This is a genomic window from Kitasatospora sp. NPDC001664 (genome assembly GCF_053596675.1).
Window position 1 is genome coordinate 515,795 of record NZ_JBSFGS010000001.1, and the last position, 14,158, is coordinate 529,952.

General features: G+C 70.2%; 13 protein-coding genes and 2 pseudogenes. 2 read left to right on the plus strand and 13 right to left on the minus strand.

Going from position 1 to position 14,158, the window contains the following annotated elements; translation table 11 throughout:
* Positions 1-21: 21 nt before the first annotated feature.
* The 4 genes from ACWCYY_RS02320 to ACWCYY_RS02335 form a co-directional block, all read right to left on the minus strand.
* On the minus strand, positions 22-354 hold the full coding sequence (locus ACWCYY_RS02320) for an ArsR/SmtB family transcription factor (RefSeq protein WP_345279529.1): 333 nt from the start codon (positions 352-354) through the stop codon (positions 22-24).
* A gap of 25 nt (positions 355-379) precedes the next feature.
* On the minus strand, positions 380-724 hold the full coding sequence (locus tag ACWCYY_RS02325) for a hypothetical protein (protein WP_380150385.1): 345 nt from the start codon (positions 722-724) through the stop codon (positions 380-382).
* A gap of 246 nt (positions 725-970) precedes the next feature.
* Entirely contained in the window at positions 971-1,918 is a 948-nt protein-coding gene (locus ACWCYY_RS02330; protein ID WP_449794830.1) for a hypothetical protein, read from the minus strand.
* A gap of 36 nt (positions 1,919-1,954) precedes the next feature.
* A complete protein-coding gene (locus tag ACWCYY_RS02335; RefSeq protein ID WP_345279524.1) occupies positions 1,955-2,356 on the minus strand; it encodes a peptidase inhibitor family I36 protein in 402 nt (133 codons plus the stop codon).
* 420 nt (positions 2,357-2,776) lie between these two features.
* Here ACWCYY_RS02335 and ACWCYY_RS02340 point away from each other — a divergent pair, with 420 nt between their 5' ends.
* The gene (locus tag ACWCYY_RS02340) at positions 2,777-5,650 is read left to right on the plus strand and encodes a DEAD/DEAH box helicase (RefSeq protein WP_345279522.1); all 2,874 of its coding nucleotides are present in this window, start codon (positions 2,777-2,779) and stop codon (positions 5,648-5,650) included.
* 60 nt (positions 5,651-5,710) lie between these two features.
* On the opposite strand, the pseudogene ACWCYY_RS02345 reads toward ACWCYY_RS02340, so the two are convergent.
* Positions 5,711-6,211: pseudogene (locus tag ACWCYY_RS02345) on the minus strand (5'-3' exonuclease); the annotation flags it as partial.
* Between the two features lie 49 nt (positions 6,212-6,260).
* Between ACWCYY_RS02345 and ACWCYY_RS02350 the strand changes: the two are divergent.
* The gene (locus ACWCYY_RS02350) at positions 6,261-7,859 is read left to right on the plus strand and encodes a recombinase family protein (RefSeq protein ID WP_449794831.1); all 1,599 of its coding nucleotides are present in this window, start codon (positions 6,261-6,263) and stop codon (positions 7,857-7,859) included.
* Positions 7,860-8,080: 221 nt separating this feature from the next.
* Here the strand turns inward: ACWCYY_RS02350 and ACWCYY_RS02355 are convergent, their stop codons facing one another.
* The 8 genes and pseudogenes from ACWCYY_RS02355 to ACWCYY_RS02390 all read right to left on the minus strand — a co-directional run.
* A complete protein-coding gene (locus ACWCYY_RS02355) occupies positions 8,081-8,671 on the minus strand; it encodes an ATP-binding protein (protein WP_449794832.1) in 591 nt (196 codons plus the stop codon).
* 68 nt (positions 8,672-8,739) lie between these two features.
* A complete protein-coding gene (locus tag ACWCYY_RS02360; RefSeq protein ID WP_449794833.1) occupies positions 8,740-9,480 on the minus strand; it encodes a class I SAM-dependent methyltransferase in 741 nt (246 codons plus the stop codon).
* A 72-nt stretch (positions 9,481-9,552) separates the two neighbouring features.
* Positions 9,553-10,935, minus strand: coding sequence for a hypothetical protein (locus tag ACWCYY_RS02365; protein WP_449794834.1), 1,383 nt, complete (start codon positions 10,933-10,935; stop codon positions 9,553-9,555).
* Between the two features lie 2 nt (positions 10,936-10,937).
* Complete coding sequence (locus ACWCYY_RS02370) at positions 10,938-11,699, minus strand: hypothetical protein (protein ID WP_449794835.1); 762 nt, start codon at positions 11,697-11,699, stop codon at positions 10,938-10,940.
* A gap of 41 nt (positions 11,700-11,740) precedes the next feature.
* Positions 11,741-12,322, minus strand: coding sequence for a hypothetical protein (locus tag ACWCYY_RS02375; RefSeq protein WP_449794836.1), 582 nt, complete (start codon positions 12,320-12,322; stop codon positions 11,741-11,743).
* A 151-nt stretch (positions 12,323-12,473) separates the two neighbouring features.
* Positions 12,474-12,773 carry a hypothetical protein gene (locus tag ACWCYY_RS02380; protein ID WP_449794837.1) on the minus strand — a complete coding sequence of 100 codons (300 nt, stop codon included), beginning with the start codon at positions 12,771-12,773 and terminating at the stop codon, positions 12,474-12,476.
* Positions 12,774-12,860: 87 nt separating this feature from the next.
* Positions 12,861-13,370, minus strand: a complete 510-nt coding sequence (locus tag ACWCYY_RS02385) for a nucleoside-diphosphate kinase (RefSeq protein ID WP_449794838.1) — start codon at positions 13,368-13,370, stop codon at positions 12,861-12,863.
* 237 nt (positions 13,371-13,607) lie between these two features.
* Positions 13,608-14,158 (minus strand): annotated as a pseudogene (locus ACWCYY_RS02390) (IS5 family transposase); the annotation flags it as partial.

Sequence of the window (14,158 nt, forward strand, 5' to 3'; positions counted from 1 at the left end):
GGGACACCGCGTGACCCGCCGTCAGTTCCCGGCCGCCCGCAGCTCGGCGAGCAGCGCGTCCCGGTCGGAGATCAGCTCGGTGAGGATGCGCCGGGCCGCCCGCATCAGGTCGGCCACGTCGCCGCCCGCCAGGGCGTAGACCACCGTGGGGCCCTCCCGGGTGGCGGTGACGATCCCCGCCCGTCGCAGCACGGCGAGCTGCTGGGAGAGGCTGGACGGCTCGATCTCCAGGTCGGCGAGCAGGTCGCGGACCGGGGTCGGCCCGGCCTGGAGGAGTTCCAGGACCCGGATGCGGACCGGGTGCCCGAGCATCCGGAAGAGCTCCGCCTTGGCCTGGTACAGCTGGACCGGCATGAGTCGTGACCCCCCTGGCGCACCGTCAGAGTTCCAGGCCTGCCTCGATCAGGCGCAGTTGGTGTCGCGCCATCGCCATGTTGGCCCGGGCCCGGTTGAGGGCCAGGTAGAGGAAGAGGCCGCGCCCGTTGGGCATGGTGAGCGGGCGGATCAGGTGGTACTGGGTGGTGAGCGAGATCAGCATGTCCTCGATCTCGTTGTCGTGCAGGTTGAGCATCTGCATGGTGCGCATCTTGGCGCGGACCAGGTCGGTGTTGGCGGCGGCGGCCACGTTCAGGTCCAGGTCGCTGCTGCCGTCGCTCAGGGTGCCGAGCGCCATCCCGCTGTCGTAGTCGACCAGTGCCACACCGATCGCACCGTCGATGCTCATGGCGTCCTTGAGCGCGCTGTCGAGACTTGCCACGGTGCCCTCCCGCTGTCGGCGGGGGCCGCGCCCCTGTGGGCGGCCCCGGTGCACCGACTGTAGGAAGCGGACCCCGCGCCGCAGGCGCTCTGCCCGGAACCGACCGAAGAAGGACCGGGCCCGACCGGGTGTTGACGGGATGAAGGATTGTGCAACTGACAAGCTGATCCGAAGGTGATCGACGGACGCCCCGGGACGCCCGCCGGAGCCGGGTCACCCGATCGGGGTGACCAGCCCGGCCGCCAGCCTCAGCGAGTCGTCCAACTGCCGCCGGGAGGCCCGCAGCAGCTCGCCGTTGTGCTCGATCAGGTCCCGCTGGTACGCGGACTCCACCGCGAACCAGATGCCGACCAGGTTGGTCTCGCGCTTGCAGGCCACGTCCGCGGTGGCCGCCGTGATCCCCTCGGGACCGGTGAACGCCTCGGGCCGCAGGCCGAGTTCGGGCTGCGGGCTGACCGGGTTCTCGGCCCGGTAGCCCTTGCCGGCCATGCACCTGGCCCAGGCCTCGCGGGCGGCGTCCACCCGGGCGTCCCGGCGGGAGCGGTCGTAGCCGTCGGCGTCCAGGTCCTGCACCTTGAGCGGGTCGGGCGCCCCGGCGGTCGGCACCCAGAGCTTGAGGTAGCCCTCCCGCACGCAGCCCCCCGGCGGCACCGGCAGCCCGTTCACCCGGCCCGCGCTGCGGCCGGACTTCTCCGCGTCCGCCTGGTTGGCCGGCAGCGAGGCCGGATCGGCGCCGTCCTCACCGCCGAGCACCAGCCGCTCGGTCGGGTCCATCGAGGGCTGCGGGGGCTTGGCCCGGCCCTCGGCGCCCAGCGTCCCGTAGCCGCTGCCGGCCGCCTCGGCCGGATCGGCCAGTCCGTACCGCCGGGTGTTGCCCGGCGCGCCGGCCGGCGGCAGCTCGGGCACCCGGTAGCGGAAGCCGTACCTGGCCATGCACTGGTCCGTCAGGATCCGCTGCGCCCGGTCGAGCCGGTCCAGCTCGCCCTCGCTCGGCAGGTACTCCTGGAGCGGCAGCCGCAGCGCCCCGGCGTCCGCCGGGGTCGGCACCGGGCCCGGGAGCGCGGGCCCGGTGCCGGGTGCGCTCCCCGTCCCGCCGTCGGAACAGCCCGCCAACAGCAGGACGGCGGCGGCGAGGGCGGCGGGCAGGACGGAGGAACGCAAGGGGGAGCTCCCGGAGGTGACGACCCTGACGAGGGGTCAGTTGTAGTAGGCGGAGGAGATCTGGTGCCAGAAGGTGCTGGTGGCGTTGGAGGCCACGCCGGCGTTGATCCAGCCGTGCCGGCCGCCCCGGTAGACGTCGCTGTAGACGTGCCAGGTGTAGCTGTCCCGGTTCCAGTAGGACTCGTTCTGGTCGTTCACCGCGCCGCCGTAGCGGGGCCAGGCGAGCTGGGTGAAGTCGCCCCGCGAGAGGTAGAGGTCCAGCACCTCGTAGGTGGTGTTCGGCCCGCCGTAGATGGCGAACTCCCCGGGCTCGCTCACCCCGTCCAGTTCGGCCGCGCCGGCCGGGGCGGCCCCGGCCAGGACGAGGCAGGCGGCGGCGGTGAGCCCGGTCGCAAGGGTGGTCAGGCGGTGCAGGAGCCGTGGTCGCTGAGCCGGCATGGCTGGGGCCTCTCTGGAAGGGGGAACGGGACGCGGTACCCGGTGCCTGGTGCTGATGGGTAAGTGGAGCACTGCCGTGACTCCTTGCACAGGCGTGATTGCGCCACGTTGTCATGGCCCGCTCCGGCCCGGTACGCCCCGGTCCGGGCACCCGCCGCCCCCGCTCCCCGCCCCTCCCCGCTCCCGTCCGGGATCCCGCGAAAAGGGTGCTGTTGATGTCGGTCCTGGCGGGTAATGTCTGGCTGAGATGCACGATCACCACACCAACCGCACCCGCTGCGCCCCCGTCCGTGCCGAGGCCCTCCGCGCCCCGGCCGCGCGGGCCCCGCAGCCGCAGGCGTCGCCGTCTGCGCACCCGTCCCGCCCGGCCCTTCCCCGGCCCGGCATCCAGCAGTCCCACGGGAAGAAGAGGTGACGCCGATGAACAGCGCCGTGCCCGAGCGCCCCGAGAACCCGGCCGCTCCGGACACCGAGGAGCTCAGCCCCGCCGAGGCGTACGCCGCCTTCCGGCGCCGGGCCAAGGAGCAGGCCACCGTCCTGCACGGCTTCCGTCAGCTCTACGACTTCGAGCTGGACGACTTCCAGCTGGAGGCCTGCCGCTCCCTGGAGGCCGGCGAGGGCGTGCTGGTCGCCGCGCCGACCGGCTCCGGCAAGACCATCGTCGGCGAGTTCGCCGTCCACCTGGCCCTGCAGTCCGGCCGCAAGTGCTTCTACACCACGCCCATCAAGGCGCTCTCCAACCAGAAGTTCGGCGACCTGGTGAAGCGCTACGGGGCCGACAAGGTCGGCCTGCTGACCGGCGACAACAGCGTCAACGGCGACGCCCCGGTGGTCGTGATGACCACCGAGGTGCTGCGCAACATGCTCTACGCGGGCTCCTCCGCGCTGGACGGCCTCGGCTACGTGGTGATGGACGAGGTGCACTACCTCGCCGACCGCTTCCGCGGCGCGGTCTGGGAGGAGGTCATCATCCACCTCCCCGAGTCCGTGGTGCTGGCCTCACTCTCCGCCACCGTCTCCAACGCCGAGGAGTTCGGCGACTGGCTGGACACCGTGCGCGGCGGCACCAAGGTGATCGTCTCCGAGCACCGTCCCGTGCCGCTCTGGCAGCACGTGATGGCTGGAAACCGCATGTACGACCTGTTCGCCGATCCGGACCGGGACGGCCGCCCCAAGGGTTCGCTCACCAACCCCGCCAAGGCGGTCAACCCCGAGCTGGTCCGCCTCTCCCGCTCCGAGGGCGACCGCAACCCGCGCGGCGACCGCTTCGGCCGCGGCCGCGGCCGCTCGATGCCCAACGGCCGCCCCAGCCGGGTCTGGACCCCGGGCCGGGTCGACGTCATCGACCGCCTCGACGCCGAGGGCCTGCTGCCCGCCATCACCTTCATCTTCAGCCGGGCCGGCTGCGAGGCCGCCGTCCAGCAGTGCCTCACCTCCGGCCTGCGGCTCAACCGCGAGGCCGACCGGGCCACCGTCCGCGAGATCGTCCAGGAGCGCTGCGCCGACATCCCGGACGAGGACCTGCACGTCCTGGGCTACTTCGAGTGGCTGGACGGGCTGGAGCGCGGCATCGCCGCCCACCACGCCGGGATGCTGCCCCGCTTCAAGGAGGTGGTCGAGGAGCTCTTCGTGAAGGGCCTGGTCAAGGCCGTCTTCGCGACCGAGACCCTCGCCCTGGGCATCAACATGCCCGCCCGCTCCGTGGTCCTGGAGAAGCTGGTCAAGTGGAACGGCGAGACCCACGCCGACATCACCCCCGGCGAGTACACCCAGCTCACCGGCCGGGCCGGCCGCCGCGGCATCGACGTCGAGGGCCACGCCGTCGTGCTCTGGCAGCGCGGCCTCGACCCGGAGGCGCTGGCCGGTCTGGCCGGCACCCGCACCTACCCGCTGCGCTCCTCCTTCCGCCCGTCCTACAACATGGCCGTCAACCTGGTCGGCCAGTTCGGGCGGCACCGTTCCCGGGAGCTGCTGGAGACCTCCTTCGCGCAGTTCCAGGCGGACCGCGCGGTGGTCGGCATCGCCCGCCAGGTGCAGAAGAACGAGGACGGGTTGGCGGGCTACCGCGAGTCGATGACCTGTCACCTCGGCGACTTCGAGGAGTACATGGGCCTGCGGCGGCAGCTGAAGGACCGTGAGAACGAACTCGCCCGCGAGGGCAGCGGCCAGCGCCGGGCCTCCGCCATCGAGGCCATCGAGGCCCTCAAGCCCGGCGACGTCATCCACGTCCCCACCGGCAAGTTCGCCGGGCTCGCCCTGGTCCTCGACCCGGGCCTGCCACCGGTCTCCCGCTCGCCGCGCCACCAGCGCCACCCCGACTACCAGGACGGCCCGCGCCCGGTGGTGCTCACCGCCGAGCGGCAGGTCAAGCGGCTCGCGATGATCGACTTCCCGTACCCGGTGACCGCGGTCGACCGGCTGCGGATCCCCAAGTCCTTCAACCCGCGCAGCCCGCAGTCCCGCCGCGACCTGGCCTCCGCCCTGCGCACCAAGGCCGGCCACCTCGAGCCCGAGCGCTTCCGCAAGGGCCGGGCCGCCGCGGCCGACGACGCGGAGATCACCCGGCTGCGCACCGAGCTGCGCCAGCACCCCTGCCACGGCTGCTCCGACCGCGAGGACCACGCCCGCTGGTCCGAGCGCTACCACCGGCTCCAGCGCGACACCCAGGTGCTGGACCGCAAGATGCGCTCCCGCACCCACACCATCGCCCGCACCTTCGACCGCGTCTGCGGCCTGCTCACCGACCTCGGCTACCTCAGCGGGGACACCGTCACCGACGACGGCAAGCGCCTCGGCCGGCTCTACGGCGAGCTCGACCTGCTCGCCTCGGAGTGCATCCGCGAGGGCGTCTGGGCCGAGCTCGCCCCGGCCGAACTCGCCGCCTGCGCCTCGGCCCTGGTCTACGAGTCGCGCCAGTCCGACGACGCCGCGACCCCGCGGGTCCCGGAGGGCGCGGCCAAGGAGGCCCTCGCCAGCATGATCCGCATCTGGGGCCACCTCGACGCCCTGGAGGAGCAGCACCGCATCAACACCGCCGAGGGCGTCGGCCAGCGCGAGCCCGACCTCGGCTTCGCCTGGGTCGCCTACCGCTGGTCCCTCGGCCACAACCTCGACCAGGTCCTCCGCGACGCCGACCTCCCGGCCGGCGACTTCGTCCGCTGGACCAAGCAGCTGATCGACGTCCTCAGCCAGATCCAGGACGCCGCGGGCGACGACACCAAGCTCCGCACCACCGCCCGCAAGGCCGTGGACAGCCTCCGCCGCGGCATCATCGCCTACAGCTCGGTCGGCTGACCGACAGCGCCGGCGCCCGTACCCGACTCACCGTCAGTCCGGGTACGGGCGCCGCCGTGTTCACGCACCCAGCGTCTCCACCAGGCGCTCCAGGGAGCTGCCGAGGCCCCAGCGGGTGGAGAGTTCCTCCAGGGTCATGGGGTCGAGCGGCTCCTTGGGGAGGGCGGGGTCGAAGTCGGGGAGCGGCGCGTCGGTGGCGACCCGGACGACGGTGGGGGCGACGTCGAGGTAGGGGGCGCCGTCGAGGAGGTTCTTGCGGCGGGCCGGGGTGAGCTTGGAGAGCGGGTCGGCGGCGGCGGCGCGGATGCCGGCCAGGTCGCCGTACTCGCGGATGAGCTGGGCGGCGGTCTTCTCGCCGATGCCCTTGACGCCCGGCAGGCCGTCGCTCGGGTCGCCGCGCAGGGCGGCCATGTCGGCGTACTCGGCCCCGGTGACGCCGTACTTCTCCACCAGGGCGGCCTCGTCGATCAGTTGGGCGTTGCCGACGCCCTTGACCGGGTAGACGACCTGGATGCCCCGGGCGTCGTCGACGAGCTGGAAGAGGTCGCGGTCGCCGGAGACAAAAGTTTCACAACACGCGAAACCGGGTCTGACCTGCGAGGATTCGAACATGCTCAGAGCCGTCGTCGGTGCACGCGTCAGCGTGGTCAAAGGGGCCGAGAAGGTCTCCCACCTGGTGCAGAAGGAAGCCGGCCAACGCTACGCCGACCGGTCGGGCTGGGAGGTCGTCGGCTACTTCCAGGACCTGGACGTGTCGGCCGAGGTCCGCCCGTTCGACCGTCCAGACCTCGGCCCGTGGCTGGGGGAGAAAGCCGGTCTGTGGGACGCGATGATCTTCTCGAAGGTGGACCGCGTCTTCCGGTCGGCGAAGGACTGCGCGGACGTGGCGCATTGGGCGGAGGCCAACCGCAAGATCCTCGTCTTCTCGGACGACGGCATCGTCCTGAACTTCCGGGACGAGGGCAAGGACTCGATGTCGGCGATGATGAGCAAGGTCTTCCTGATGCTCGCCTCGCTCTTCGCGGAGATGGAACTCAAGCGGACGAGGGACCGAGTTCTCGGTGCCCACCGATTCCTGCGGAAGACGGTGCGCTGGCCGGGCGGATACGCGCCCTACGGCTATGAGGTGGTGGATCACCCGGACGGCGGAAAGACCCTCAGCCTGGAGCCGCACACGGCCGGGGTGGCGCGCGAGATGGCCGAGTGGTACATCGCCGGCTGGTCGTTCCGTGAGATCGCCGGGGAGCTGAACCGCCGCAACGAGCCGACGAATCTGGTGCGCCATCTGAGGGCCCAGGGGAAGACCGAGACCTCGAAGGGGAAGAGCGTCGACGGGATCGAGTGGGCCACCAGCGTCGTCGCCGACCTGCTCAGGACCCCGTCGCTGCGCGGGTACAAACTCCACCGTGGCAAGGAGACCCGCGGTGCGGACGGGCTGCCGATCAGGATCGCCGACCCGGTCTTCGACCGAGAGCTGTGGGCCAGGCTGGAGCCGGCGCTCGCGGCCAGATCCACGAAGAAGACCCGGACGTTTTCCACGTCAGCGCTGCTCGGCGTCGCCTTCTGCGACGCGTGCAACGGGCCGCTCTATCAGAAGAACGCTCCGAAGAAGTCGAGCGGAAAGGTGTACAGCTACTACCACTGCCCGAGCGGGAGCGCGAAGGGGAGGGCGAACTGCGGAACGTCTCAGCCCTCCCAGCAGCTGGAGGACCTGATCGAGGAGACCTTCATCGCGAAGGTCGGCGACAGGCACGTTCCAGTGCGCCGGTACATCCCGGGGGAGGACCACTCGGAGGATCTGGCCGTGGTCAAGCGGGCGATCAAGGGCCTTCGCGAGGAGAAGGACGAAGGCCTGATCGTCGGTCGCGAGGACGAGGACGAGTGGAAGGAACGCATGCGGGCGCTGCTCCACCGGCGAGAGGAGCTCGAAGCCCTGCCGCAGCGGCCGGCGCAGTGGATTCTGGAGGACTCCGACGAAACGTACGCGACGGCTTGGCAGGCCCGGGACACCGCAGGGCGTCGGCAGATTCTCCTGGACAGCGGAATCAGGCTGATAGTCAAGCCCGGACCTGCCCTCCAAGCCCGGGTCGAGGTTCCGGAGGATCTGGCAGCACGCCTCAGGGATGCGGTCACTCGGAGTGGATTGATTCCGTATGAGGACGGCGGACTGCCTTCCTCCCGAGCTGAGAGGGTCGACACGTCCGGCTGAGAGCGCTGAGCTCGTGCCTCTGCGCTCTTGCCGTTGGAGGGACCGGAGCGGTTCCGGTCCCTCCAGGACCGCGGAGCGCAGAGTTTCGGGTAGTCCTCATCAGGGTCGGGCGGGCGAATGGGCGGATCATGGCAGTGAGCCGGGGCGAGTCGAGTGAAGGTTGCTGACTGTGGATGGCTTCGTAGACCCAGGACTCGTACAGGGCCGACGCCGACTGCCCATCAGATCCTGCGGAGCCCCACCAACACTCGACCCATCAAGTTCGGGTCGCCAACGGGGAGTTGTTCGTTGGTCATGGGCTTGAACGGCCGGGAACGGGCTGCGCGGTTGGATGGCGGAGGCTCTGCGGTCGCCGGCTGCGGCTTCGGCGGGCTGCTCGGGCGCACTTCAGCCCAGACGATCTTGCCACCGGTCGACGGGTGGTAGTAGCCCCACTGGCTGCTCATGTGTTCGACCAAGAACAGGCCGCGTCCGCCCTCGGCGTCGGTGTCGACGTTCTGCGGCACCGGCGGTCGCTTGTCGTGGTCGGCGACCTGCACCAGTACGGCCTGGCCGCGCAGCTGTAGGTCGAGGCCGATCAGCTGCACCTTGGCCAGCTCCGCGGAGGTCAGCCGCTCGGGTTGCTTGGCATCGTTCGGGTGCTGGACAGCGTTACCGACCAGCTCCGAGACGATCAGCAGCGCGGTGTCGATCAGGTCGGGAGGCGCCTGCCAGCGGCCCAGCACGTCACGGGTGTGACGCCTTGCCCAGCCGGCCGCATTGGGAGTGTCGGCCAGCAGCAGGTGGTTGTGCGCGGTGGGGACTTGCGACATTGCGGACGCCTCCCGGCAAGGCGGTGGCCCGGTTGGAGCTGGGCCACCGCTCTGGTTGGGCCGAACTCCTACTTGGCGGCGATGACGTAGACGCTGGCCCACTCGCGCTTCGGGTTGGCCAGGGTGGCGTCGAAGGTCCAGGGCTCGACGGTGGTGAACCCGGCCTCGGTGAACAGCTGGCTCAGCTTCTCGGCGTCGTAGGCCCAGAGGTGCGGGGTGTAGCTCGGGTCGTCGTCCTGGTCGCGGAAGACGTAGTTGATCAGGTCGAGGTAGGTGTTGATGTCCTCGCGGCAGGTGCGCTTGGCGTACCAGCGTCCGATCATCTCTTCGGCTTCGACGGGTGCCGCCGGGTAGCGGCTGAGCACGTGGGCGGCGTTGGGCACGCCGGTGATGATCTGTCCGCCGGGGCTGAGCACGCGGAAGGCCTCGCGGGCGAAGCCCTTGGCGGAGCGCGGGTAGTCGATGTGCTCCAGGAAGTGTTCGGTGAACAGCAGCTCGACGGTGCCGGTCTCCAGTGGGATGCCCTCGCGCACGTCCCAGAGGAAGTCGGCCGGCGGCACCAGGTCGATGTTGAAGAAGCCGTCGAGCTGGTGGTTGCCGCCGCCGATCTGGACCTTGGTCGGCTGCTCGTCGGGGCCGTTGGGAAAGGCGCGCTGGGTGGCTCGGTGGTATCGGCCGACCTCGATCTCCTTGGCGGCGGCGCGCAGCGTGCGAGCGAGGCCGTGGCCGATGTTCAAGTGGGCCAGCAGCTCGGTGATCTGCTTGCCGAGTAGGTCGATGGGCGGATTGCCAGAAATGTCCGTGGGCATGGCAGGCGTCTCCTCGTAGGCGTGGTGAGAGGTGGAGGGGCGGGCGTTGGCCAGCTGGGCGGTGCCGAGTGGTCAGGCGACCGCGGGGGCCGTGGCCCACTGGTTGTTGCGCATCAGGGTGGAGCGGAGGTCGACCAGGCGCGGGGTGAGGGTGAGGTCCAGCTGCTCGATCGGGTGGAGGTTGCCCGCCTCGTCGGCGTCGGCGCGCCAGACCCGGTACTGGAGATCCGGGTAGGCCGGGTTGATGCCGATCTCGCCCTTGGGGATGGTGCCGTTGAAGGGCACCGGGATGTCGAGGTGGTTCCAGTAGTTCCAGGCCTGGAGCGCCTTCACCTGGTCGAAGTAGAAGTAGAAGTCCGGCGACCGGCCGAACGTCCGTAGCTCGCGGTGGATCAGGTGGCCGAGCAGCGGACCGAGCTGGGCGGCCAGGCTGTCGAACTCCCACTTGGTGTGGCGCCAGCGGTCCGGCGCCTGCCCCGGGGTGAACAGGCGCGCGGCGACCAGGTGGCTGATGCGGTCGGTGAGGAACGCGGCAGCGGCGCCCGGGTCGAGCGTGCGGTCGACCTTGGCCAAGGTGGCGGCGAGGTCGGGCACGTGGAACTTGGCGAGGTCGAACCGGCCGATCATCCCCGGCACGGCGAACAGCAGCTCCTTGTAGAGCCAGTTGTTCAGCTCCCCCAGCTCGGCCAGCCGGCGCGTACGTGAACTGGTCGAGTGCAGCATGACGTACTCGGACAGCGCCTCGAAGAACAGGTAGCCGAGGATCGGCAGCCGCGGGATCGTGGCGTCGAGCTGCCGCAGGAAGTCCGCGGGCGCGACGATGGCACCCTGGTAGGCGATGGCGGCGGCCAACGCCAGGAAGGCGGTCGAGTTCTTCACCCGGCTGACCACCGTCTCGCGCAGTTGGTGCCGCTCGGTCTTCGACAGCAGGTATTCGAGCTGGGTGTAGATGGCCAGGTGGATCGCGCCGAGGCGGAGGTAGTCGACGCCGGCCAGCCCCTGGTACGCCTGCGACGGCAGATCCAGCTCGAAGATCAGCGGGGTGGGCTGGTGATCCGCTCGCCCGATCTTCGCCAGGAAGGCCGGCGCTTCGCGGGTGAGCACGTAGGAGCCGAGGTTGTGCGGGCGGAAGCCGCTGCTCGTCGCGGTGAGCGGCGCGCAGTAGATGCTGCCGACCAGGCAGCCGCCGGAGGGGTAGAGCACGCCGTCCTGGTTGATCTTCTCCAGGGCGTGGGTGACGTGCAGCAGGTGGAGCTTGCCGCCGCTGGCCAAGGAGTCGAACAGCGCGTTGCGGCGGAGCAGCTGGCCGTTGGGCGTGCCGAGGGACAGCCGGTCCACCCAGGCGGCCTTCTGCACGCCGAGCGGGTCGTCGGCGTTGGGCATCGCCGGCACCAGACTGGCACCGAAGAAGGCGTGCGCGTCGGCCCAGCTCTCGTAGGCGTCGAGGAAGTCCACGGCTACACCAACCCCTTCTCGGCGACGGCGTAGCGGACGGCGGCCACGCTGGAGGCGCTGGTCAGGAAGGCCTCTTCGGAGAGGACCACCAGGTCGTAGGCCAGCGGCAGCAGCTGCTCGAAGGCCGGCTCACGGACGAACTCGGCGTTCGGCCACCAGGTGGGCTTCGGCAGCCGGAAGCGGTCGAGGGCGTCGGCGACCTTCACCAGGTCGCAGATTTGCTCGGCCCGAGCGTGGTCGGCGCGGTCGTCGGCGGTGAACGCTTCGTACGGCAGCTCGTGCAGCCGGATGGCGGTGGCGGCTCGGATGACCTCGCTCGGGCTGGGCGTGCGGCGGAAGTGCGTCCAGACCAGCTCGGCGTTGGCGGCCAGCCAGATCGCGGCGCGGTTGCCGTGGCCCTGGTCGTCCTTGTCGTGCTGGCGCTGGGAGTCGTGGACGGCCGCCGCGATGACCGCGGTGGCGGTGTCGGACTCGTCCAGGCCGTACCAGTCGGCCAGCAGCGCGGCGAGGGCCGCCGTGCGCAGGCCGTGCCGGTGGCCGTGGATGGAGTCGGCGAGCTGGGGTTCGGCGAGCCACCGGGTGGGGACGGCGGCCTGCTCGATGAGGGTCTGCGTGGTGGGGCGCAGCGGCGGCGGCCAGACCGGCGGGAAGTCCGGTCGGTTGGCCTTGATCCATTCGACGGTGGCGGCGTCGGTGAACTGGTGGAGCGGCAGTTCCTTGCGGGCAGCCAACTCGACCAGGCTGTCCGTGCGGGTTGTACTCATGGTGCGGCCCACCCCCTCGGTGGTCTTGAGGGTTGCAGGCCCTACCGGATCTCGGCGTTCTGGGCATCAGCCTTGCGCTCGGCCTCCCGGGCCTCGAACTCGGCGGTGAAGGCGGCCAACTCCTGCTCGGTCATGATGGCGATGCCCAGTTCGGCGGCGGTGTCGAGGATCTGGGCGGCGGCCTCGTCGCGGGCGGCCTCGGTGGCGGCGTCGGGCAGCAGCACCTCGAACTCGGCGTGGTAGCCCCACGCCTCGCTCCACTTGACGGCGATCTCCACGCCGCCGAAGTGGAAGTTGCGGCGGAAGTTGAACGCCTCGTGCCGGGTGTCCTCGAAGCCGAGCGCGCCGAAGAGCTGGACGGCCTTGGCGACGTCCTCCTTGGCGATGGCGAACTCGGTCTCGCCGAAGGCGGCGCCCTGGCCGATCCGGCTGTCCTTGAGCGTGATCTTGGCAGTGCCGGCGGACTGGTTGTCGGTGACCTTGAGCAGTTGGTCCGGCAGGACGAAGAAGTGGATCAGCTTGTTGTCCTGGCCCAGGTCCTCGCCGTCACGGACCAGGCGCTCCAGCAGGGCGTCGTGGGTGTCCTTGTCGAACCGGGCGCGCATCTCGATCTCGACGGCCATCGCGGTCGTCCTCTCCTGATTTGGGCATGGCGGATGGGGCCGCACCGGCGCTGAGGTACCCCTAGCCGGTGCAGATGATCTTGTATTCGGTTGGTCGCCGGTGGTGCGGCCGGCTACTGCTCCTCTGACCGCACCACCGGCCGTTCCTACGTCAGGCCAGCTCGCCGAACCGCTCACGGACGACGCCCGCGTGCAGGTAGTTCGGCAGCGGCACGCCGCCGACGGCGGTGCGCTTGGTGGCCACCTGGTCCTCCGTCTCGGCGGGGAAGCCCTCCAGCAGCTGGAGGCACTGCTTCACCCACTCGCGCGAGGTGTCCCACTCACCGGCGTCGCGCAGGCGCAGCGCCAGGGCGTACGCCGTCTCGGCGGCGGCCCAGCGGTCCGTCGCCAGCTCTTGCTGGAAGGCGGCCTCCAGCTCGGCCGGCGAGGCCAGACGGGTCGTGCTCGTCATCGGCTCTTCTCCTCGTGTCGTGCCAGTCGTTCTCGTGGTGGTGAACTTGGCTGACGTCACCGGGGTGACGCCCAGGAGGCCGCCGAATCAGTAGATGTACGTCTCGGCCAGCGTCTTGTAGTCGAACAGCTCGTCCTTGGCGAACCAGAGGTCGACTTCCTGAGCGGCCTCCTCGCGGTTGCCGGAGGCGTGGATCAGGTTGGCGACCGCCTTGCCGACGGCCACGCTGGCGCCCCGGCTCATGTGCGAGAAGTCGCCGCGGATGGTGCCCGTCGGCGCCTGGTCCGGGTAGGTGCTGCCAACGATCTTGCGCACCGTGGCGATGGCGTCGTAGCCCTCCAGCACCAGGGCGATCACCGGGCCCTGCTGCATGAACGTCGCGGTCAGGTTGTAGACCTCGGAGCCGAGACGCTCCTCCAAGTCCGCGTAGTGCCTGCGGGTGAACTCGGCGTCCATCCACTTCATCTTCGTGCCGACGATCTTGAGCGCGGCGTCCTCGAACCGCTGCAGAACCCGGCCGGACAGACCACGGGCCACCGCGTCGGGCTTGAGCAGGACAAGCGTGCGCTCGACCTGGCCCTGGGTCTCCTCGGTCATTTGTTCCCTTTCCCTTGCCAGAGTGGCGATTTGACGGTGCATCAAACACGTCTGGCACCGAGATTACCTGCGAGAGTGAAGCGGTTTTCGGTACGCCGGGCAGACCCGCAGAGGAGTCGAACAGCGTTCCTGCTGATCACTCACTATGAAGACCGGTGCTGACCTAGACTTCAGCCAGTACTGGCCTTGCAACTGTCCGTGCAGGTGCGGGTCTTGCTTCGGCCCTAAGAAGGCATCTCATTTGGAGAGCCGTCGGGTGCAGATGAGGGCTGCGGCGATGCTGGCGAAGGCGGCGAAGTGGTCGGCCTTGCGTTCGTAGCGGCGGTGGAGTCGGCGGAAGCCGCCGAGCCAGGCGACGGTGCGCTCGATCACCCAGCGGTGGCGGCCGAGGCGCTGAGAGGACTCGACGCCCCGGCGGGCGATGCGGGCTGGGATCTGCCGTCGTCGCAGGTAGGAACGGATGAATCGGTGGTCATAGGCCTTGTCGCCGTGCAGTTTGCCGGGACGGCGGCGCCGCGGTCCGCGCCGTGAGCGGATCGGCGGGATGGCGTCCACAAGAGGTATCAGGGCCTGGCTGTCGTGCAGGTTGGCCCCGGAGACCGCGAGCGAGAGGGGTAAACCGGTACGTTCGGTGAGCAGATGGATCTTCGACCCGTACTTGCCCCGATCGACAGGATTCGGACCTGTCAGTTCCCCCTTTTCAGGGCCCTCATGTTCACTGAGTCGACCGCGCAGCGGGACCAGTCCAGCTGGCCCCGCGAGCCGAGCTCGTCCAGGAGGACGCGGTG